Source organism: Limnohabitans sp. JirII-29 (assembly GCF_003063395.1).
Classification (GTDB): domain Bacteria; phylum Pseudomonadota; class Gammaproteobacteria; order Burkholderiales; family Burkholderiaceae_C; genus Limnohabitans.
In genome coordinates, this window is sequence record NZ_NESB01000004.1 from 331,094 (window position 1) to 350,664 (window position 19,571).

General features: G+C 62.1%; 20 protein-coding genes and 1 pseudogene. 8 read left to right on the forward strand and 13 right to left on the reverse strand.

Annotated elements, in window-relative coordinates; translation table 11 throughout:
• The first annotated feature begins 38 nt into the window (after positions 1-38).
• The 6 genes from radA (at position 39) to B9Z39_RS09035 (ending at position 5,068) form a co-directional block, all read left to right on the forward strand.
• Positions 39-1,418: a DNA repair protein RadA gene (gene radA / locus B9Z39_RS09010; protein ID WP_108301446.1), complete on the forward strand. Its 1,380-nt coding sequence runs from the start codon at positions 39-41 to the stop codon at positions 1,416-1,418.
• A gap of 88 nt (positions 1,419-1,506) precedes the next feature.
• A complete protein-coding gene (locus B9Z39_RS09015; RefSeq protein ID WP_100146630.1) occupies positions 1,507-1,962 on the forward strand; it encodes a glycerate kinase in 456 nt (151 codons plus the stop codon).
• A gap of 89 nt (positions 1,963-2,051) precedes the next feature.
• On the forward strand, positions 2,052-3,002 hold the full coding sequence (locus B9Z39_RS09020; protein WP_108301447.1) for a branched-chain amino acid transaminase: 951 nt from the start codon (positions 2,052-2,054) through the stop codon (positions 3,000-3,002).
• Between the two features lie 18 nt (positions 3,003-3,020).
• On the forward strand, positions 3,021-3,224 hold the full coding sequence (locus B9Z39_RS09025) for a zinc-finger domain-containing protein (RefSeq protein WP_100146632.1): 204 nt from the start codon (positions 3,021-3,023) through the stop codon (positions 3,222-3,224).
• Positions 3,208-4,266 carry a lipopolysaccharide heptosyltransferase II gene (waaF, locus tag B9Z39_RS09030; RefSeq protein WP_255416814.1) on the forward strand — a complete coding sequence of 353 codons (1,059 nt, stop codon included), beginning with the start codon at positions 3,208-3,210 and terminating at the stop codon, positions 4,264-4,266. Before B9Z39_RS09025 ends, waaF begins: the two co-directional genes overlap by 17 nt.
• Before the next feature lie 13 nt (positions 4,267-4,279).
• Positions 4,280-5,068, forward strand: coding sequence for a class II aldolase/adducin family protein (locus B9Z39_RS09035; RefSeq protein ID WP_108301449.1), 789 nt, complete (start codon positions 4,280-4,282; stop codon positions 5,066-5,068).
• Positions 5,069-5,090: 22 nt separating this feature from the next.
• Here B9Z39_RS09035 and B9Z39_RS17080 read toward each other — a convergent pair whose 3' ends face one another.
• The 11 genes and pseudogenes from B9Z39_RS17080 to B9Z39_RS09090 all read right to left on the reverse strand — a co-directional run bounded on the left by B9Z39_RS17080 (position 5,091) and on the right by B9Z39_RS09090 (position 15,157).
• Positions 5,091-5,372, reverse strand: coding sequence for a BrnA antitoxin family protein (locus B9Z39_RS17080; RefSeq protein ID WP_199221195.1), 282 nt, complete (start codon positions 5,370-5,372; stop codon positions 5,091-5,093).
• 69 nt (positions 5,373-5,441) lie between these two features.
• Positions 5,442-5,579: pseudogene (locus B9Z39_RS17085) on the reverse strand (BrnT family toxin); the annotation flags it as partial.
• A gap of 71 nt (positions 5,580-5,650) precedes the next feature.
• On the reverse strand, positions 5,651-6,508 hold the full coding sequence (locus tag B9Z39_RS09045) for a TauD/TfdA family dioxygenase (protein ID WP_108301451.1): 858 nt from the start codon (positions 6,506-6,508) through the stop codon (positions 5,651-5,653).
• A 24-nt stretch (positions 6,509-6,532) separates the two neighbouring features.
• Positions 6,533-7,558 (reverse strand): tripartite tricarboxylate transporter substrate binding protein, encoded by a 1,026-nt coding sequence (locus B9Z39_RS09050; protein ID WP_158236154.1) that lies wholly within the window; start codon positions 7,556-7,558, stop codon positions 6,533-6,535.
• Between the two features lie 31 nt (positions 7,559-7,589).
• A complete protein-coding gene (locus B9Z39_RS09055; protein ID WP_108301452.1) occupies positions 7,590-8,498 on the reverse strand; it encodes an amidohydrolase in 909 nt (302 codons plus the stop codon).
• Between the two features lie 20 nt (positions 8,499-8,518).
• A complete protein-coding gene (locus B9Z39_RS09060; RefSeq protein WP_108301453.1) occupies positions 8,519-9,454 on the reverse strand; it encodes an NAD(P)-dependent oxidoreductase in 936 nt (311 codons plus the stop codon).
• Positions 9,451-10,620 (reverse strand): tripartite tricarboxylate transporter substrate binding protein, encoded by a 1,170-nt coding sequence (locus tag B9Z39_RS09065; protein ID WP_158269477.1) that lies wholly within the window; start codon positions 10,618-10,620, stop codon positions 9,451-9,453. The genes B9Z39_RS09060 and B9Z39_RS09065 overlap by 4 nt, the downstream gene beginning before the upstream one ends.
• A 21-nt stretch (positions 10,621-10,641) precedes the next feature.
• Positions 10,642-11,634: a tripartite tricarboxylate transporter substrate binding protein gene (locus B9Z39_RS09075; protein ID WP_100146640.1), complete on the reverse strand. Its 993-nt coding sequence runs from the start codon at positions 11,632-11,634 to the stop codon at positions 10,642-10,644.
• 151 nt (positions 11,635-11,785) lie between these two features.
• Positions 11,786-13,231: an amidase gene (locus B9Z39_RS09080; RefSeq protein ID WP_108301456.1), complete on the reverse strand. Its 1,446-nt coding sequence runs from the start codon at positions 13,229-13,231 to the stop codon at positions 11,786-11,788.
• Positions 13,231-14,142, reverse strand: coding sequence for a polysaccharide deacetylase family protein (locus B9Z39_RS09085; protein WP_108301457.1), 912 nt, complete (start codon positions 14,140-14,142; stop codon positions 13,231-13,233). Before B9Z39_RS09085 ends, B9Z39_RS09080 begins: the two co-directional genes overlap by 1 nt.
• 34 nt (positions 14,143-14,176) lie before the next feature.
• Positions 14,177-15,157, reverse strand: a complete 981-nt coding sequence (locus B9Z39_RS09090; RefSeq protein ID WP_108301458.1) for a tripartite tricarboxylate transporter substrate binding protein — start codon at positions 15,155-15,157, stop codon at positions 14,177-14,179.
• Positions 15,158-15,365: 208 nt separating this feature from the next.
• Here B9Z39_RS09090 and B9Z39_RS09095 point away from each other — a divergent pair, with 208 nt between their 5' ends.
• A complete protein-coding gene (locus B9Z39_RS09095; RefSeq protein ID WP_108301459.1) occupies positions 15,366-16,358 on the forward strand; it encodes a tripartite tricarboxylate transporter substrate binding protein in 993 nt (330 codons plus the stop codon).
• 40 nt (positions 16,359-16,398) lie between these two features.
• Positions 16,399-17,514: an LLM class flavin-dependent oxidoreductase gene (locus B9Z39_RS09100; protein WP_100146645.1), complete on the forward strand. Its 1,116-nt coding sequence runs from the start codon at positions 16,399-16,401 to the stop codon at positions 17,512-17,514.
• A gap of 41 nt (positions 17,515-17,555) precedes the next feature.
• On the opposite strand, the gene B9Z39_RS09105 is transcribed toward B9Z39_RS09100, so the two are convergent.
• Together B9Z39_RS09105 and B9Z39_RS09110 are read right to left on the reverse strand one after the other, a co-directional pair.
• Positions 17,556-18,812 (reverse strand): HAMP domain-containing sensor histidine kinase, encoded by a 1,257-nt coding sequence (locus tag B9Z39_RS09105; RefSeq protein WP_108301460.1) that lies wholly within the window; start codon positions 18,810-18,812, stop codon positions 17,556-17,558.
• A gap of 7 nt (positions 18,813-18,819) precedes the next feature.
• Positions 18,820-19,542, reverse strand: coding sequence for a response regulator (locus tag B9Z39_RS09110; protein ID WP_100146647.1), 723 nt, complete (start codon positions 19,540-19,542; stop codon positions 18,820-18,822).
• Between the last annotated feature and the right edge of the window lie 29 nt (positions 19,543-19,571).

A 19,571-nucleotide genomic window follows, 5' to 3' on the forward strand; every position in this document is an offset into this window, starting at 1 on the left:
AGCGCGAATACTGTTTGTTTGTCCAGTACTATTGCACCATGGCCAAAGAAAAAACCCACTACGTCTGCACCGAATGCGGCGGCACCAGCCCCAAATGGTTGGGCAAATGCCCCAGCTGCAACGCCTGGAACACCCTTCTGGAGAGCGCGGTCGAGTCGGCGGGCTCGGGCAGCAAAAACCGCTACGCGGGCATGGCCGCACTCGCGCCCAGCGCCGAGGTGGCCACGCTGTCTGACATTGAAGCCCACGACGTGGCCCGCACCCCCACCGGCCAAGAAGAGCTCGACCGGGTGCTCGGTGGTGGCATGGTGGACGGCGGCGTGGTGTTGATTGGCGGCGACCCCGGCATTGGCAAATCCACCTTGTTGTTGCAAGCCATGGACGGCTTGCAGCGCAGCGGCATGGCCACCTTGTATGTGACGGGCGAAGAGTCGGCGGCCCAAGTGGCGCTGCGCTCGCGCCGTTTGGGGCTTGACCACAGCCAGGTGCAAGTGTTGGCCGAAACCCTGTTGGAAAAAGTGCTGGCCACGGTCGACAAACTCAAGCCCGCCGTGGTGGTGATGGACTCGATCCAAACGGTTTACTCCGACCAACTCACCAGCGCGCCGGGTTCGGTGGCGCAGGTGCGCGAATGCGCGGCCCACCTCACCCGCATGGCCAAGTCCACCGGCACGGCCGTGGTGTTGGTGGGCCACGTCACCAAAGAAGGTGCCTTGGCCGGGCCGCGCGTGTTGGAACACATGGTGGACACCGTGCTGTACTTTGAAGGCGACACCCACTCCACCTACCGGCTGGTGCGCGCCATCAAAAACCGCTTTGGCGCGGTCAACGAAATTGGCGTCTTCGCCATGACCGAAAAAGGCCTCAAAGGCGTGAGCAACCCCAGCGCCATTTTCTTGAGCCAGCACCCCGAGCCCGTGCCCGGCAGCTGTGTGTTGGTCACGCTCGAAGGCACGCGCCCCATGCTGGTCGAAATCCAGGCCTTGGTCGACACCGGGGGCCCCTCGCCACGTCGCTTGAGCGTGGGCCTGGACCGCGACCGTTTGGCCATGTTGCTGGCGGTGTTGCACCGCCATGCCGGTGTGGCGTGCATGGACCAAGATGTGTTTGTCAACGCCGTGGGCGGTGTGCGCATCAGCGAGCCCGCCGCCGACTTGGCCGTCATGCTGGCCATCCAGAGCAGCTTGCGTGGCAAGCCCTTGCCCCAGGGTTTCATTGCCTTTGGCGAGGTGGGCCTGGCGGGCGAAGTGCGCCCGGCCCCGCGCGGCCAAGAACGCTTGAAAGAAGCCGCCAAACTGGGCTTCACGGTGGCTGTGATTCCGAAAGCCAACATGCCTAAAAAGCCCATCGAAGGCATGACTTTGCACCCGGTGGAACGTGTGGATGAGGCGATTGGTTTGGTGCGCTCGCTGGGTTGAAGCGGGACCAAAGGAGCCGCAGGTTTGCGTCGCCTGTGTGGCGCGGGCAAAGACGATCGGACGATCACGGGCCTGAGACAATAGCGCCATGAACTTTCAACGATATGCGATACCGATAGGTGCTGTGGGCCTGACTGCTTGGGCTTGGCAATCCATGCAGTGGATGGGCGTGGCCATGGTCTTCACTGGCGGGGTGATGTGGCTGTTGCTCTACTTCACCCGCTTGGTGCAAATCATGAAACGCGCCAGTAAGCGCCCGATCGGCTATGTGGACAGCGCGGTCATGCTCAACGCCAAGCTCAAAACCGGCTTGAGCTTGATGCACGTCATTGCCATGACGCGTGCCCTGGGGCAACTTGAGACCGAGAAAGACGCCCAGCCTGAAGTTTTCAGCTGGCGCGATGGCTCCGAGTCGGTGGTGCGCTGCACCTTCTTGCATGGCAAGCTGCAAAGCTGGGACCTGACGCGACCAGAGGCTGAGCCAGACCACGACGCGCCCGCACTGGCAGCCGCAGAGGTCTCGGATGTGACCGCCAAGGCATGAGCCTCTGAGCGACTTCTCTGCCCTCGTTAAAATCAAATGCTAGGCTGGACCGGCCCAGCACACCTACATACAAGTCCAAAGGAAATCCCATGAGCGTCGTAATTCCCTCAATGTCTGACCGTGACGGCAAGATTTGGATGGATGGCCAGATGGTGGAGTGGCGCGACGCCAAGATCCACGTGTTGTCTCACACCCTGCACTACGGCTGCGGCGCGTTCGAAGGCGTGCGTGCTTACAAAACCGCCCAGGGCACCGCGATCTTTCGCCTGCAAGAGCACACCGACCGCCTGTTCAACAGCGCCAAAATTTTGCGTATGGCCATTCCGTTCACCAAAGAACAGGTCAACGAAGCCCAGCGCGCTGTGGTGCGCGAGAACAACCTGGAGAGCGGCTACATCCGCCCGCTCACCTGGATTGGTGACAAAAAGCTCGGTGTCAGCCCCAAAGGCAACACCATCCACCTGATGGTGGCGGCTTGGACCTGGGGCGCGTACCTGGGCGAAGAAGGCATGAAGCGCGGCATCCGCGTCAAGACCAGCAGCTACACCCGCCACCACGTCAACATCACCATGACGCAGGCCAAGGCGGTGAGCAACTACACCAACTCGATCCTGGCCAACATGGAAGTCACCGACGAGGGCTACGACGAAGCCCTGTTGCTCGACACCTCGGGCTTTGTGTCTGAAGGCGCTGGCGAAAACATTTTTGTGGTGAAAGACGGTGTGATCTACACCCCCGATTTGTCGGCCGGTGCCCTCAACGGCATCACCCGCAACACGGTGTTCCACATCGCCAAAGACCTGGGGCTGGAGATTGTGCAAAAGCGCATTACTCGCGACGAGGTGTACATCGCCGACGAGGCCTTCTTCACCGGCACGGCGGCTGAAGTCACGCCGATTCGTGAGCTCGACCGCATCGAGTTGGGCAAAGAAGGCTATGTGGGTAGCCGCGGCCCCATCACCGAAAAAATTCAAAGCGCCTTCTTTGACATCGTCAATGGCCGCAACCCCAAGTACGCCCATTGGTTGACCCAAGTCTGAAGCACAGGGAACGCACACATGACACACCCAGTTGAACTCCTGGCCAAAGACCTCAATGGCCATGGCGGCGTGTTTTGCCCCAGCGCCAAAGCCGACATGAAGCTCTGGAACAGCCACCCCAAGGTGTACCTGGATGTGGCCAAAACCGGCGAAGCCAAGTGCCCCTATTGCGGCACGGTGTACAAACTCAAAGCCGGCGAACACGTTGGCGGCCACCACTAAAAACGCCCTCGTCATCGCGCCGCAATGGATAGGCGACGCGGTGATGACCGAGCCTTTGCTGCGTCGCCTGGCGGCACGCGGTGAGCGCTTGACAGTGGGGGCGCTGCCGTGGGTGGCCCCTGTTTACCGTGCCATGCCTGGTGTGGCCGAGGTGATCGAGTTTCCATTCCAGCACGGTGGCCTGCAATGGCAAGGCCGACTGGCCATGGCGCGTGCCCTGCGCGGGCGCTTTGACGTGGCCTATGTGTGTCCGAACTCCCTCAAAAGCGCACTCATCCCTTGGCTGGCGCGCATTCCCCAACGCGTGGGCTACACCGGCGAAATGCGTTTTGGTTTGTTGACCGACCGTTTGGACAACCCCAGTGGCGAAGTACGCCCCCCGATGGTGGAGTTTTACGCCGCCCTGAGCTTGCTCGGGACCCAAGGGTCGATGCAGCTCAGTGGTGACTTGCGCCCCGTGCTGCAACTCGCGCCGGCCTTGCTGGACGAGGCGCTGGAGTTGGTGGGCCGCATGCCACATGTGCCTACGCTGGCGCGCAACAGCTATGTGGTGTTTGCGCCGGGTGCCGAGTACGGCCCTGCCAAGCGCTGGCCAGCCCACCACTTTGCCGAGCTGGCGGCCAAGCTGGATGTCCCCGTCTTGTTGCTGGGCTCGGCCAAAGAGCAGGCTTTGTGCGACGACATTGCGCGCCAAGCCAATGCGGTGCGACCGGGGCAATGCGTCAACCTGGCGGGTAAAACCTCACTCGTGCAAGCCTTTGCCTTGATCGCCTCGGCCTACCGCGTGGTCAGCAACGACTCGGGCCTGATGCATGTGGCAGCCGCCTTTGGCGTGCCCCAAGTGGCGGTGTACGGCTCGTCCAGTCCCGAACACACGCCACCGTTGAACGACAAAGCACGCGTGTTGTGGCTGCGTGTGGACCCCAACTACCACCCGCCACTGGCCTGTGCACCTTGCTATGAACGCGTGTGTCCGTTGGGCCATACCCGTTGCCTGGAAGACATCACCCCCGAGCGTGTGTTGCAGGCCTTTCAATCCTGATTGATTTTTTGCCATGAACTACAGCACCGACTTCCCCAGCCTGCAACACAGCGTCTCGCCTGAAGAATGGCAAACCCGTGTCGAGCTGGCCGCTTGCTACCGTTTGATGGACCAGTTCGGCATGACCGATCTGATCTACAACCACATCACGGCGCGCATTCCAGGCACCGACCATTTGCTGATCAACCTCTACGGCTTGCTCTACAAAGAAATCACGGCATCGAGCTTGGTGAAAATTGATGCGTCTGGCCAGATCATCAGCCAGCCCGACACCGACTACGGCATCAACAAGTCGGGCTATGTGATCCACGGTTGCATCCACGAAGCGCGTGCCGATGTGCGCTGTGTGATTCACACCCACACCCGCGCGGGCATGGCGGTGGCCAGCATGCAATGCGGCTTGTTGCCGATGACGCAAACCTCCATCCGCTTTGTGGGTCACATCGGTTACCACGACTTTGAAGGCCCGGCCATTGACCTGGCCGAGCGCGTGCGCTTGGTGCAAGACCTGGGGCCTCACGACGCCATGATTTTGCGCAACCACGGCTTGCTCACCTGTGGCGCCACCATTCAGCAAGCGTTTAACACCATGTACCAGTTGGAAATGTCGTGCCGTGCGCAGGTGGACGCCATGGCCGCACGCACCGAGCTGACCATGCCCTCGCCCGACGTGCTGGCGCACACGGCCCATCTGTACCAACCGGGCACACGCCGCCCGTATGGTGTGCTGGAGTGGCCGGCCATGATTCGCCTGCTGCAAGCTGAGGGCAAACACTCGGGTTACCCGCCGTACGACATTTGAGCAAGCTGCTGGCCTGACGCACTTATCCCAAGGCGTGCGTACTTAACCAGTCTTTCAGCGCCGCATCCACACGGGTTTGCCAACCCGGCCCCGTGGCCTTGAAGGCGCTCATCACCTCGGGTGACAAGCGGATGGTGGTCATTTGCTTGGTCGGCGCTTTTTGGGGGCCACGCGGCTTCATGCCCAGCGTTTTTTGCAAGCCAGCAGGCAGTGCTTCCTGCGCTGGTTTGAAGCGACGCAGGTCGGCGGCGCTGAGTTCGCGCACTTCGCCGTCCGCGTCAATCAGTGGGGTGCGTTTGCTCATAGCTGTTGACCTCTCTGGGGTGAAGCACAGCACATGCAAGCGGGCAACTAAGAAGCCGATGGCCACGTAGCGCACTTCTGGGTAGTCCTTGCGAGTGTCTTGCGCAATGATGGCGGTGTCGAAATCAAATGCTGCTGCACGCTCGAAACTCAATCCACGAAGGCGGATGTTTTGTTCGTTCTTGACGGGATCAAACTCGACATGCATCGTCTTTTATTGTAATAACAATTTGAATAGATCCTCGCGCCAGCTGTCCGTGCCGTCGCCCAGTCACGGCATCAAGTGCTGCCGCCGTAGGCCAGCAGTGGCGCGCCTTGCAGCATGATGCGCAACAGGTAGCGGTATTCCTCGGGGTCGTAGTCCGCATTGGCTTGGTGCAGCACCGAGCGGTTGTCCCAAATCACCAAGTCCCCTACTTGCCAGCGGTGGCGGTATTCGTAGCGCGGTTGGGTGGCGTGGGCGTAGAGCGCTTCAATCAAGGCGTAACCCGCCTCGTCGTCCAGGCCATCAATGCCTTCCATGCGTCCGGTGTTCAGGTACAGCGCAGCCCGTCCGCTGTCGGGGTGGCGAATCACCAAGGGCTGCAGCGTGCGTGGAATGCGGGCCATCTCTTCGTCGCTGAGTTTGGCAAAGCTGCGCGGGCTGCGGCTGCTTTGGTGCACATGCAGCGAGCGCAGGCCCACGATGCGCTGCTGCATGGCCTCGGGCAAATCGTCAAACGCTTGGCGCGCATCGACAAACTGGGTGTCGCCGCCGTGGGACGGAATTTCCACCGCCACCAAGGTGGTGGCTTTGGGCGGTGCCAAGTCGTTGGAGTGGTCGGTGTGGTAGTTCTCGCCGCGCACTTGCAGCTTGCCGTTTTTGCGCGGCAAGTCGTGGGTGGAGTTGTAGCCCACCAACGGGTAGTCGGGCAGCACAAACTTTTTGATTTGCTGCGGCGTCAAGGGGCCAAAGATTTCGGCGGCTTGCATGAACTGCGGCGGCGTCAGCGGCTGCTGACGAAACACCAGCACGGCGTAGGTAGCGAACAAGTCGTTGAGCTGCGCGCGGATCTCGGCGTTTTGCGGCTGGGTCAAATCCAGGCCTGAAACTTCAGCGCCAAACCCGGCGCGAATGGGTTGTACATGGAGGGTCATGCAAAGTCTCCTGAAGGGCTGCACTTACTCGGCTTTGATGCCGGTTTGTTTGGCCAGTTGTGCCCATTTGACGGTGTCGTCGGCGATGAGTTTTTCCAATTCGCTGCGTTTGAGTGGTAGGGCTTCGGCCCCTTCCGAGGCAAAGCGCTGGTGCATCTCGGGCGTGGTCAGCACCGCATTCACTTCGCGGTGCAGCGCGTCCACCAAGGGCATGGGCGTGCCCGCTGGGGCCAGCAGCGCCCACCAGTTGCTGGCTTCCATGTCGATGCCCGACTCGCGCAGCGTGGGCACGGTGGGAATCAGGTCCACCCGTTTGGGGCCCGCCACCGCCAGCAGTTTGATCTTGCCCGCACGCAAAAAGGTTTGCATCTGAATCAAGCTGCCCAAGGACACCTGCACGTGCCCTGCCGCCAAATCCACCAAGGCTGGGCCACCGCCTTTGTAGTGCACCACACTCAGAACGGCACCACTGCGTTGCATGAACAACTCGATGGCGAAGTGCTGAAAACTCGCCACGCCTGCCGAGCCAAAAAACACCTTGCCCGCGTTTTTCTTGGAGTACTCCACCAATTCTTTGATGGAGTTGACCGGCAGGTCTGCCGCCACCGCAATCACGCTCGGGCCCATGCCCAGCATGGCCACCGGGATGAACGACTTCACCGGGTCGTAGCTGAGCTTCATGATCGACGCGTTCATGGTGTAGGTCGACGAGATCAGCACCAGCGTGTTGCCATCGGGTTCGGCGCGCGCCACCAGCTCGGTGCCCATCGCGCCTCCGGCGCCGGGGCGGTTTTCAACAATCACGCTGCGCTTGAGGCGGGCCGTGAGTTGCTGCGCCATGCTGCGTCCCACGATGTCGTTGCTGCCACCCGGCGCAAACGGCACCACGATGCGCAGCGGCTTGTTGTCTTGTGCCTGCGCCAAAGGCGTGTGGCCGAGTGCGCCGGCACCCAAGGATGAGGCGAGCAGCCACTGAGTGAAGCGCCGCCGAGAGGCCGCAGCATCGGAGCGAGGTCGTTGCAACTCAGGGGAGGTGTGGGGCAAAGACATAGGCGGCACGGTGTGGATGGCGGTGGGCGACTCAGAAGTCGTACAAGCGCGCAGGGTTGGTGGCGAGTATTTGGCGCAGCGTGGCGGCGTCATCCACCCACGCCGCCAAGCGGTTGAGCGCATGGCCATCGTTGATGGGGTTGAAGGCTTCCACCTGATCGCGATGGCGCGGCTGACCGGGGCGACCCCCGGGATGCGGCCAGTCGCTGCCCCACAGCAGGCGATCGGGCCGGTGGGCAATCAGCGTGCGCGCCATCTCGGTCATGGCCGCGCCGTCGGGGTCTTGTGCCACCCGGTGCGGAGCCGACAACTTGAGCCAGACACGGCCACTCGCCAGCAGCGCCAGCAAGGTGTCAAAGTGCGGTTGCGAGGTGCCCAACTCGGCCCGGGCCAAACAGAAGTGGTCGAACACCACGGGCGTATCCAAGGTGTTGATCACCTCACGCAAGGACGCCATCACGCTGAGGTTGGTGAACATTTGCAAGTGCCAGCCCAGCGGCGCCACGCGCGCCGTGGCCCAGCGCAGTTGTGTGGCGGCGTAGTCGGAGTTGTGGATGCCGCTGGTCTCTAGGTTCAAACGAATGCCGCGCACACCCACCTTGTGCATGGCCTGTAGCTCTGCGTCGGTGGTGTGGGCATCGATCACCGCCACGCCGCGTCCACGCGGGCCCAACAACCGCAAAGCGTCCAGGGTGCAAGCGTTGTCAGTGCCATAGGGGCTGGGGTGAACAATCACCACGCGTGCAATCTGTAAGCCGTCATGCAAAGCCAGCAGGTCGGGCACCAAGGCGTCGCCCGGCATGTAGTTGCGCTCGGACGACAGCGGGTAGTTGGCGCTGGGGCCAAACACATGGGTGTGGCAGTCGCAGGCCTCGGCGGGCATGGCAAAGTTCAGCGCGTCGTGTGGCACGCTGAGCACGGTCAGGGGTGAGGTATTCATGGGGCTGTTGTTCAAAATTTTCAGACGACGCGGTGGGCGACCGGGCCACCGTTCAACACATCAATCACTTGCTGAGCCACTTGGGTGGCACTGCGGCGTTGGGTGTCGTGGGTGCCGCCAGCGGCGTGTGGGGTGGCAATCAGATTGTCAAACGCAAGCAGCGGATGGTCGGGCGGCGGTGGTTCCACCTCAAACACATCCAAGCCTGCGCCAAACAAATGGCCACGTTGCAGAGCAGCAGCCAGAGCCACCTCGTCGACGATGCCGCCGCGCGAAACATTGATGAGCACCGCATCGGGTTTCATCAAAGCCAGCTCGGCTTCGCCGATCAGGTGGCGGCTCTCTGGCGTGAGCGGCAGGTGCAGCGTCAGCAGGTCCACATGCGGCAGCATGTCGTGCAGGTGCTGCACGCGCTGGTGCGGCAGGTCAGCCCAGCGGTCGCTGGACACATGGGGGTCGTAGGCCCAGATCTGCGCGTCAAAGGCGCCGCGCCACTTCTTGGCCACGATGGAGCCAATGTTGCCCATGCCCACAATGCCCACCGACTTGCCTTGCATCTCGATGCCCAAATGCTGGGGCCGCACGATGGGTGCGCCCGCGCGCAACAAACGGTCAAAGCGTGACACGCGCCGCGTCACCGACAGCGACAAGGCAAAGGCCAACTCCGCCACCGCTTCGCTGTTGACGCCCGGTGTGCGCGACACCGCAATGCCGTGTCGCTTGGCGGCTTGCAAATCGATGGTGTCGGTGCCCACGCCTTGCTTGCAAATCACCTGCACATGCTGGGCGCGCTCAATCTCCTCGGCGGTGATGGGGCGCATGCGCACCATCACACCATCGGCGTGTTCGGGCCAGTCGGCAATGGCCGGGTCTGGCCAACACACCACCTCGGCATGGGCCTTGGCCAGCGCGATGCCGGCCTCGTGGAAGGCGTCGAGGATGTAGATTTTTTTCATTGCTTGTCGATCTTGGCTTTGCCAATGACGTCACGCCACCACTGGATGTCGCGCACCAGCAGGGCCTGCATTTGTTCGGGGGTGTTGCCCTTGGCGGTCACGCCCAGGTCGAGGAATTTTTGTTTGATGTCGGGTTGCGCCACGGCCGCGTTGACTTCGGCGTTGAGTTTTTGAATCACCTCACGCGGTGTTTTGGCGGGCACGGCCAAGCCGTTCCAACCGGCCACGGCGTAGTTGGGCACACCGCTCTCGGCAATCGTGGGCACCTGCGGCAGGCCTGGAAAGCGCTGCTCTTCGGTCACGCCCAAGACCTTGACGGTGCCGGCCTTGGCCTGTGGAATCACCGGGGCCAAGGTTTCAAAAATCGCCTGCACATCGCCGCCACGCAGGGCACGCATCACGTCGCCCGAGGTTTTGTAGGTGACGATGGTCACATCGATCTTGGCCATCGACTTGAACACCTCGGCCGCCAAAAACTGCGCACTGCCCACCGAGATGGTGCCAATGAACAGCTTGCCCGGGTTGGCGCGTGCTTGCTCGATGAAGTCGCGCGTGTCTTTGAACTTGGCATTGCCGTCCACCGCCAAGGCAAAGCCGAAGGTGCCGATCAGCGACACCATCTCAAAGTCTTTCACCGGGTCAAACGGCAGCGACTTGAACAGCGAGGGCGTCATGGCAAAGTTGCCTGCCGCGATGAAGTTGAGGGTGTAGCCATCGGGCGCGGCCTGCTGCACAGTCTGTGAGGCCACGATGCCGCCCGCGCTGGGGCGGTTTTCAATCACCAGCGGTTGGCCTAGTTTGTCGCCCATTTTTTGCGCCACCAAACGCACCGTCAAATCACCCGTGCCGCCGGGGCCGTAACCCACCATCACCTTGATGGGTTTGGCGGGGAAGGTGTCGGCGTTGTTTTGCGCCTGCGCGGTGTGCGCAGCCAGCAGGCCCAGACACAGACCCAAAGACAGCCTCCAAGACAGCCCCAAAAACTGCTGCACGCGTCTTGTGGTCTGGTGGGCCCCATGCCATGCGCGCAGACCAAAGTCAAAGCCAGAGCCAGAGCCAGAGGCAGAGGCAGAGGCAGAGGCAGAGGCAGAGGCAGAGGCAGACCCAGACCCATAGCTTGAGCCGGAGCCAGCGCGTGGTGCCTCGGGTGCGGTGTGTGCGGTCATGGGCGAAGTCTCCTGTGTGTTTCAGTCGGCGCGGATGCGCGCACGCGCCACCACGTCTTTCCAAAGGCGTTGTTGTTGGGCAATCAGGGCGGCAAATTCGGCGGGCGGGCCGCCGCCCACCAAGGCGTCTTCGCTGGCAAAGCGTTCGGCAATGGTGGCGGTGTGCAAGGCTTTGTTGCACTCTTCTTGCAAGCGCTTGACGATGTCGCTGGGCGTGCTGGCGGGCGCCATCATGCCGTACCACTGCACCGACTCAAAGCCCTTGTAGCCCGACTCGGCCACGGTCGGCAAGTCGGGCAGCGAGGCCAGCCGCTGCGGCGTGCCGGTGGCAATGGCGCGCAGTCGGCCACTGCGGATGTGGGGCAGCAAGGCCGGGGTGCCAGCAGAAAACGCTTGCGTGCGCCCGGCCAACAAATCCGTCAAGGCTGGGCCCGTGCCCCGGTAGGGAATGTGGGTCATGAACATGCCGGTGGTGAGCTTGAGGTACTCCATGGCCAAGTGGCCCGCACTGGCGTTGCCTGCCGAGGCGTAGTTGAGCTGTCCGGGGCGGCGTTTGGCGTAGTCCACCAATTCGCGCAGGTTTTTGGCCGGCACGTCGGGGTGGACCACAAACAAGCTAGGCACTTTGGCCAGCAAGGTCACAGGGGCGAAGTCGTGGTTCACGTCGTAGCCGGTGTTGGCAAAGATGTAGGGGTTGACCGCCAGCGAGCCCACATGGCCCAGGATGACGGTGTGACCGTCCCCCGCCGCGCGCGCCACCTCTTGCATGGCGGGCACGCCGCCGCCGCCCGCCTTGTTGTCGAGTACGACGGGAAAGGGCAGCTGGCGCGACAGCTCTTGGGCCACCGTGCGCGCCACGATGTCGGACGTGCCGCCAGGCACAAAGGGCACCACAAAGCGAATCGGTTTGCTGGGCCAGCTCTGCGCGTGTGCGTGCTGCCCCAGCGCGCCCAAGCTCGCCGCGACGCTGGCCTGTAGCCATTGGCGGCGGTGTGGGTTGAAGGTGTGCGGCATCAGGGTCTCTCGGTGGGTGCTGCGATTCTGACCACCCGCAAGCCGCTTGCCGACTGGCGGGCGTCCAGTCGGTGACAGCCCTTTCCAAGAGGTTTGCAAGAGGGCTGCAACAGGCCAGCCAGATGGCGCAGGCCTTGACTCAGAATTTGGTTCAGACCCAAGGCCGCGCCGGGTGCAGTGGGTCCCACGGCAGGCAGCTTTGCAGCCGCAATGCCAGGCCCAATAGCCGGTCGTCGCTGTGTTGGGCGGTGGCCAGTTGCAAGGCCATGGGCAGGCCACTGCTGTGCAGGCCCATGGGCAGGGTGAGTGCCGGGTGGCCGGTGAGGCTGTAGAGCCGGTTGCAACTGCTGCGCTGGCCGGTGGGGTTGTGCATCAAGGCTTCCAGTGTTTCGGGTGGCATTTCGCGCCCGGGCGACAGCAGCACATCCACCTGCTGGGTCAGCACCTGTTCAAGCGCTTGTTCAAGTTGCCAGCGGGTGACGTTGGCTTGCCAATGGTCTTGTGGGGTCACCTCGGCGGCGCTCACCAAGCGGCGGCGCAGGCCTTGGCCCAGCAGCTGCGGCTGGTCGCGCACCCAGTGCTGCAACTGTTGGTAGCCCTGAAAGCCAATCAAGGTGTTGGCCAGGCTCACGGCTTGGTCGCTGCCCTCGAGGTCGATCTCCATGACGTGCGCGCCGCTGGCGCGGCAGCGTGCCAGCACCGCTTCAAAGCATTGCCAAATTTCGGGGTCGTGGGCTTGCGTTTGCAACTGGCGGCGCATCACGCCAATGCGCAGGCCGGGCAAGGCGGTGCGCGGTGGGGGTAAGGTGCCTGGGGACGCGCTGGCTTGTGGCGAGGGCGCACCAGGCGTGTTAGACGTGTGCACGCTGGGCGCATGTGCCGTGTCACCGCGCATGGCGTCAAACATCAACACCGCATCCCCCACGCTGCGGGTCAGCAAGCCCACATGGTCCATGCTGGGGGCCAGTGGAATCACCCCGTCCATGGGCAGCACGCCCCGGGTGGGCTTGAAGCCCACCAAGCCGCAGGCGGCGGCGGGGTGACGCACCGAGCCGCCGGTGTCGGTGCCCGTGGCACCCAGGCAAAAGCCGGCGGCCACTGCGGTGCCCGAGCCGCTGCTGGAGCTGCCCGGCATGTGCAGCGGGTTCCACGGGTTGCGGGCGGGCGCAAACACATCGTCTGCTGCTGGCGAGCCAAAAGCAAATTCATGGCAAGCGGTTTTGCCCAGGCTGATGGCGCCCGCCTGTGTCAAACGCTGCACCACCACGGCGTCGGTGTCGGGCACCCAGTGCTCCAAGGCCCGCGAGTGTGCGGTGGTGCGCACGCCACGGGTGAGCAGCACATCTTTGTGGGCGATCGGAATGCCATGCATGGGTCCGCGCCACTGGCCGGCGGCGATCTCGCGCGTGGCCTGCTCGGCCTGCGCCAAGGCTGCGTCTGCGGTGCGGGTGATGAAGGCGTGCAGCGCGGGCTCTTGCGCCTCGGTGCGTGCCAAACACGCCTGCACCAGGTGCAGCGGTGTCAGCGCGCGGGTGCGCAGCAGCTCACCGGCTTGCGCGATCGACAAGGCATGCAGCGGCACATCCATCGCGGGCATCACGTGCGTGGTGTGCCGGTGAGCGCCTGTTGCTCAAACCAATCACAGATTTGTTGGCCATTCCAAAATACCACGTCGTCGCGGCCGCTGAGGAACTCCAGCATTTCTTCAAAGTAGCGAATGCGGTGTGAGGCACCCGAAATGTACGGGTGCACCCCAAAGGCCAGAATGCGCGCGCCGTTGGCCGAGTCCATGTAGAGGCGGTCAAACGCATCGCGGGTGCGGTTGAGCATGGCGTCGGAGGCTTGGTGCGCGGTCAGCATGATGCCGATGTCGTTGAGCTCAATCGTGTAGGGCACCGACACCAAGCGGCCATGGCGGGTGTTGACGAATTGCGGCTGATCATCGAGCACCCAGTCGCCAAACCACTGCATGCCGAGTTCTTTGATCAGGTCGGGCGTGACAAAGGTTTGGCTGCGCCCTGGGCCCAACCAGCCTTTGGGCCGCTGGCCGGTGAAGCGGGTCAAGACGTCGAGCGTCTGTTCCATCATGGCGCGCTGGTCGGTGATTTTTTGAATCGGAATTTGTTCGTAGCAGTGGGCCATGAACTCCCAGCCTGCATCGAGGGCTGCTTGTGGCACGCGTGGGCGGGTCTCGCACACCTTGGCGTTGATCGACAGGGTGGGTTGAATGTCGTAGCGCTTGAAGGCGTCGAGCAAGCGCCAAAAGCCCACCCGCATGCCGTACTCATGCCAGGTCCAGTTGGGCACATCGGGCACTGGCGCCACACCGCCGGGCGGGGGCGAGGCCATGCGGGGCATGGGACGCGAAATGTCCCACTCTTCGATGTTGACCACGGGCCACACCACCACGCGTGCGCCGTCGGGCAGCTGCAAGGGGGGGCGGTCGACGATGGCTGAAAAATCAAGCCGCTCGTGCGGGCGCCATGCGTTGGCTTCTTCGTCTGACATGAGAGAGGTGTCCTTGTGTGAGAGGGGGAGTGGTTTATTGAATGCCGCCTGGAATGGCGGCTGCAATTTGGCGCAGCTTGTCGGTCTCGGTGCGGATTTCGCGCACCAGTTGGTCTGGCGTGCTGCCCACCAGGGTCATGCCCATGGCGGTGAGTTTGCGTTGTGTCTCGGGTTCTGCCAGCACCGTGCGCACGGCGGCGTTCAAGCGCGCCTGGATGTCGGGGGCCATGCCTTTGGGGCCAAACAAGCCGACCCAGTAGGTCAAGTCATAGCCCGGCAAGCCCGCTTCAGCCAGCGTGGGCATGTCTGGAAAACGCGGGTCGCGAATGGCGCTGGTGGTGCCCAAGAACCGCACCTTGCCGGCGTCGATTTGGGGCTTGGCAGCGCCGTCAAAAATGACTTGGCACACGCCCGCCAGCACGTCTTGCATGCCGGGGCCCGAGCCTTTATAGGGCACATGGACCATGCTGGTTTTGGCCATGCCGTTGAACAACTCACCGGCAAAGTGCAAGCCGCTGCCCATGCCCGAGGAAGCGTAGTTGACCTTGCCGGGGTTGGCGCGGGCGTAGGCCATGAATTCTTGCAAGTTGCGCGCAGGCACCGAGGGGTGGGTGACCATGAGCAAGCCATAGCTGCCCACCAGCGAGACGGGCGTGAAGTCGGCCACCGGGTCATACGACAGGTTTTTTTCGGTCACCGCCATGTAGGTGTGGGTGCCGTTGGTGGTCATCAGCAACTGGTAACCGTCGGGGGTGGCGCGGCTGATCACTTCACTGCCAATGCGCCCGCCGCCACCGGCACGGTTGTCGATGACGATGGGCTGCCCGAGTGCACGCGACATGCCCTCGGCCAAGATGCGCGAGGCTTGGTCTGAGTAGCCGCCGGCGGCATAGGGCACCACCATCTTGATGGGGCGGTTGGGATAGGTCTGTGCGTGCGCCCCTGCGCTGCATGCGATGGCGCACACCGTGAGAAGCGTTTGTGCGGCGTAGAGGGGCCATCGGCGCATGCTCATGAGTTCTCCTGCTAGGTAGGGGTTGTCAAAGGTGGCGCAGTATGCGCTGAGCTGTTTCTATGTGCAATCGGCGTAAAACCCCAACCTGTCGAGTCGCAAAGGCTACACATCCGACGCTCAGCAGCGCGTGGACTTTGCCGGCGCGCCGTCAAAATCCGAGCTCATCCACACATCGCGTATGTCCTGAGCGACAAAACCGAGAAACAACATGAAACAACAACGTGCGTCATTTCTCCAATGGCTCTTGTGTGTCTGCTGTGCTTTGCTGACACTGACGGTGCTCAATGCCCAGGCTCAGACCCCAGCGTCAACCTATCCCAACAAAGCGATTCGTTTGGTGGTGCCTTTTGGGCCGGGTGGTTCGGGCGATATCACCGCGCGTGCGTTTGCGCAGTATCTCGAAGCGCAAACCAAGCAGCCGGTGGTGATTGACAACCGGGCGGGGGCCAACGGCATCTTGGGTACCGAGATGGTGAAGAACGCACCCGCCGATGGCTACACCATGTTGTTGACCACCAACACCACGTTGGCTGCCAACTTGAGCTTGTACAAAAAAGTGCCCTACGACCCGCTCAAAGATTTGGACCATGTGGGCATGTTTGGCACCGCAGCGTCGGTAGCCTTGGTGCTCAAAGGCTCGGGCATCAATTCGGTGGCCGATTTGGTGAGCTATTCCAAGGCCAACCCGGACAAAGTGTTTTATGGCCACTACAACTCGGCTTCGCAAATGACGGCAGAAATGTTTCGCGTCAAAACCGGTGCGCCCATGACCGGCGTGCCCTACAAAGCCATTGGCTCAGCGCTGCAAGACTTTTATGGCAAACAGCTGCAAGTGATGTTCATCGAGTACCTGCCTGCGATGGCGCAAATCGACAACGGCAAGGTGCTGGCGTTGGGCGTGACCGCGCCCACGCGGTTCAAGACCTGGCCCAACGTGCCCGCCATTGCCGAGACCTACCCCGGCTATGAATTGGGGTTCTTCTTGGGGCTCGCTGCACCCGCAGGCACACCGCCTGAGTTGATGAAAAAAATGGAGGGCTGGTTGAGCGCCGCCTTGAAAGACGAAGGCTTTTTGGCGCGCTTGAACCAGCTGGGTTTGGAGCCGTCTAAATTGTCACGCGCCGACTACACCAAGTTTGTCGGCAGCGAGATCACGCGTTGGGCGCAAGTCATCAAAGACGCGGGCGTGCAGCCCGAATGAGCGGCAGAAATTTTCAATTGAAAACACAGAGAGAAACACCATGCGTTTAGGCTACTTCACCATGCCCTTGCACCCCTTGCATCGGGACACCACAGAGACGCTGCACGAAGATCGGCAAACCATCATCTATGCCGACCGCTTGGGGTTTTACGACGCGTTCGTGGGCGAGCATTTGACCGACAAAGCCGAGAACGTGACCAATAGCCTGATGTTTTTGGCCACGCTGATTTTTGAAACGCAGAGCATCTTGTTGGGTTCGGGCACTAGCAATTTGTCGCATGCACACCCGACCTTGATTGCGTCGCAAGCAGCCATGTTTGACCACCTGGCCAAAGGCCGCTTCATCTTTGGCATCAGCCCTGGCGCCTTGGCGTCTGACGCCGAGTCTTTGGGCATGTTGGACCAAGACCGCAACAAATTGTTTGCCGAAGCCATCGACGTGATCTTGGCCATTTGGCAGCGCGACCCGCCCTATGACATTGACTTTGAGAACAACCGCTTCAAGGTCACCACCCGTCAAACGGCGGTGCCCGCAATTGGTCGCGGGGAGTTGATGAAGCCTTTCCAAAAGCCCTACCCCGAAGTGGTGGGCACGGTGGTGGCACCGTTCTCCAAGGGCGTGATTGCCATGGGCCAGCGCGACTTTCACCCCATGTCGGCCAACTTTTTGTTGTCGCACTGGTTGCCCAGCCACTGGGCCAACTATGCCGAAGGCAAGGCCTCGGTGGGCCAGCAAGCCAAAGCCGCCGACTGGCGCGTGGCGCGCACGATTTTTGTCAGCGACGACGCCAGCACCGCCAAGCGCTATGGCCACGAAGACGCCAACAGCCCCTACCGCTACTACTACCAGCAGATGTTGACGAAGATGAAGATCTCCAACCGTCACGTCATTTTCAAGCGCTCGCCCGACGAGGACGACAGCTTGTTGACCTTGGACCGCTTGATGGGCGACTTGGTGATCACTGGCACGGTCAATGAGGTGGTGGACCAAATTTTGGCGCTGCGCGAGACCGCTGGTGATTTTGGCGAAATCGTCTACGCGGGCATGGACTTGGTCGACCCCGCTTTGGGTCGCCGCTCCATGGAGTTGATGGCGCAAGAGGTGATGCCGCGTGTCAACCAAGCTTTGGGTTTGGGCTCGGTGATCAACGCTTAAATCAGGCGTTGTTTGGGCGCGTGTCCTGTGCGCTGGGCACCTCAAGCTCTGGGCAGTTGCACCACAAAGCTGGCACCGCCGCCTGGGCGGTCTTCGCAGTGCACTTCGCCACCGTGGCGCTGCACGATGGAGCGCACCAAGGCCAGCCCCAGGCCCACGCCACCATCGCGTTCGCTGGCGCCGGGCAGGCGATAAAACGGCTCAAAAATACGTTCTCGCAACTCGGGCGGCACGCCAGGACCACGGTCACACACCCGCAACACCACGCGGTTGGGCTCGCTGGGTTCGAGTTGCACCTCGATGTCTGCGGTGCCATAACGGCGCGCGTTTTCTAACAAATTGCGCAGCATGCGACGTAGCAGCTTGGGCACACCGGGCACGAGCAAACTTTGGGGTTGATCACCCAGTTCAAGCGCGGCGTTGACGCGCGCGCATTCTTCGCTGGCCAGACCGGTCAGGTCGACGTTCTCCACCGTGCCAATGTCGGCCTCTTTGGCATCCAGTCGGCTGGCCAGCAAAATTTCGTCAATCAACTGATCCAGCTCACCCACGCTGCGCGAGATTTCTTCTTTCATGGTCGGCGAAGGCGTGTCCCCCATCAACTCCAGCCCCATGCGAATGCGCGTGAGCGGCGAGCGCAATTCATGCGAGGCATTGGCCAGTAACGATTTGTGCGAGGTGACCAACTGCTCGACTTGCTCGGCGGCATGGTTGAAGCGTTCGGCCAAGTAGGCCACTTCGTCACCGCCGTGCACCGCCACGCGGGCAGACAAATTGCCAGTGCCCCATTGCTCGACGCCTTTTTGCAATTGTTCGAGCCGACGCGTCAACCGTCGCACGATGGGGTAGGTGGCCAAGGCCACAGCAAGGCCTACCAGACCGAGGGTCCAGAAAAAACCAAACGGGGGGCGCGTCCAAAACGACCGTTGCTGGCGTGGCAAGTGAATGTGGATGAGTTCGCCGTCTTGCATGCGCACCATGAATTCAGGCCCGGTGCCGAAGCGGCCAGGTGGTGGTGTATCCATGTCGGGTGAGTTGTGCATGCCTTGAGGGGGCATGGGTGTTGCAGGCCCGTCCCCCGCCTCCCTTTCGTGCGGGTGCAAAGGACGGCGACCTTGACCCACCACTTCCCCGGCTGCGTTGCGCAAGACCACTTCGCGCAAGGGTGGGTCTGCGCTGATGCGCGCCACCCACCCTGCCAACAGGGTGAGCAAGGCCACCGCCAACACCACGGCCAGCCAAATGCGCACATACAAGGGCAGGTGCAAGGCGCGGCTGGACGGGGTCACTTCGGGCATGGAGTTGTCAGTCTTGTTGTTTGGCAAACACGTAGCCCACGCCGCGCACCGTCAAGATACGTTTGGGTGTTTTGGCGTCGTCTTCAATGGCCGCGCGGATGCGGCCCATGTGGACGTCGATGGAGCGGTCAAATGCTTCTAACTCACGGCCACGCACGGCCTCCATGATTTGATCGCGCGAGAGCACGCGCCCGGCACGCTCGGCCAAGACCCACAGCAAATCAAACTGGTAGGACGTGAGATCACAGGGCTGGCCGCGCACGGTGACGCTGCGTGCGTCACGGTCGAGCACCAGCGAGCCAAACTTGAGAGGCTCTGCACCTGCGGCGCTTGTGTTGCCGGGTTGGTGGCGGCGCAGCACGGCGCGGATGCGCGCCAACAGCTCTCGCGGTTCGAACGGTTTGGGCAGGTAGTCGTCAGCCCCCAGTTCCAGGCCCACGATGCGGTCCATTGGGTCGCCCTTGGCGGTGAGCATGAGCACCGGTGTTTGTGCCAAGGTGCCAGGCAGGGCGCGGATGCGGCGGCACACTTCCAGTCCGTCGATGTCGGGCAGCATCAAGTCCAGCAGCACCAAGTCCACAGGGGTTTTGAGTGAGAGGCTGTGTTGCAACACATTCAAACCGCTTTGCCCGTTGGCCGCGTGCAGCACTTGAAAACCCGATTGGGTGAGGTACTCGCCCACCATCTGTGCGAGACGATGGTCATCTTCAATCATTAACAGTGTGTTCATGGTGTCTCCATCATGGACAAGCTTTGCCA

Excerpts from the sequence above, each read along its gene's own strand:
- radA (WP_108301446.1), top strand. The coding sequence starts at position 39 with ATGGCCAAAGAAAAAACCCACTACGTCTGCACCGAATGCGGCGGCACC.
- B9Z39_RS09015 (WP_100146630.1), top strand. The coding sequence starts at position 1,507 with ATGAACTTTCAACGATATGCGATACCGATAGGTGCTGTGGGCCTGACT.
- B9Z39_RS09020 (WP_108301447.1), top strand. The coding sequence starts at position 2,052 with ATGAGCGTCGTAATTCCCTCAATGTCTGACCGTGACGGCAAGATTTGG.
- B9Z39_RS09025 (WP_100146632.1), top strand. The coding sequence starts at position 3,021 with ATGACACACCCAGTTGAACTCCTGGCCAAAGACCTCAATGGCCATGGC.
- B9Z39_RS09035 (WP_108301449.1), top strand. The coding sequence starts at position 4,280 with ATGAACTACAGCACCGACTTCCCCAGCCTGCAACACAGCGTCTCGCCT.
- B9Z39_RS17080 (WP_199221195.1), bottom strand. The coding sequence starts at position 5,372 with ATGAGCAAACGCACCCCACTGATTGACGCGGACGGCGAAGTGCGCGAA.
- B9Z39_RS09045 (WP_108301451.1), bottom strand. The coding sequence starts at position 6,508 with ATGACCCTCCATGTACAACCCATTCGCGCCGGGTTTGGCGCTGAAGTT.
- B9Z39_RS09050 (WP_158236154.1), bottom strand. The coding sequence starts at position 7,558 with ATGTCTTTGCCCCACACCTCCCCTGAGTTGCAACGACCTCGCTCCGAT.
- B9Z39_RS09055 (WP_108301452.1), bottom strand. The coding sequence starts at position 8,498 with ATGAATACCTCACCCCTGACCGTGCTCAGCGTGCCACACGACGCGCTG.
- B9Z39_RS09060 (WP_108301453.1), bottom strand. The coding sequence starts at position 9,454 with ATGAAAAAAATCTACATCCTCGACGCCTTCCACGAGGCCGGCATCGCG.
- B9Z39_RS09065 (WP_158269477.1), bottom strand. The coding sequence starts at position 10,620 with ATGACCGCACACACCGCACCCGAGGCACCACGCGCTGGCTCCGGCTCA.
- B9Z39_RS09075 (WP_100146640.1), bottom strand. The coding sequence starts at position 11,634 with ATGCCGCACACCTTCAACCCACACCGCCGCCAATGGCTACAGGCCAGC.
- B9Z39_RS09080 (WP_108301456.1), bottom strand. The coding sequence starts at position 13,231 with ATGCCCGCGATGGATGTGCCGCTGCATGCCTTGTCGATCGCGCAAGCC.
- B9Z39_RS09085 (WP_108301457.1), bottom strand. The coding sequence starts at position 14,142 with ATGTCAGACGAAGAAGCCAACGCATGGCGCCCGCACGAGCGGCTTGAT.
- B9Z39_RS09090 (WP_108301458.1), bottom strand. The coding sequence starts at position 15,157 with ATGAGCATGCGCCGATGGCCCCTCTACGCCGCACAAACGCTTCTCACG.
- B9Z39_RS09095 (WP_108301459.1), top strand. The coding sequence starts at position 15,366 with ATGAAACAACAACGTGCGTCATTTCTCCAATGGCTCTTGTGTGTCTGC.
- B9Z39_RS09100 (WP_100146645.1), top strand. The coding sequence starts at position 16,399 with ATGCGTTTAGGCTACTTCACCATGCCCTTGCACCCCTTGCATCGGGAC.
- B9Z39_RS09105 (WP_108301460.1), bottom strand. The coding sequence starts at position 18,812 with ATGCCCGAAGTGACCCCGTCCAGCCGCGCCTTGCACCTGCCCTTGTAT.
- B9Z39_RS09110 (WP_100146647.1), bottom strand. The coding sequence starts at position 19,542 with ATGAACACACTGTTAATGATTGAAGATGACCATCGTCTCGCACAGATG.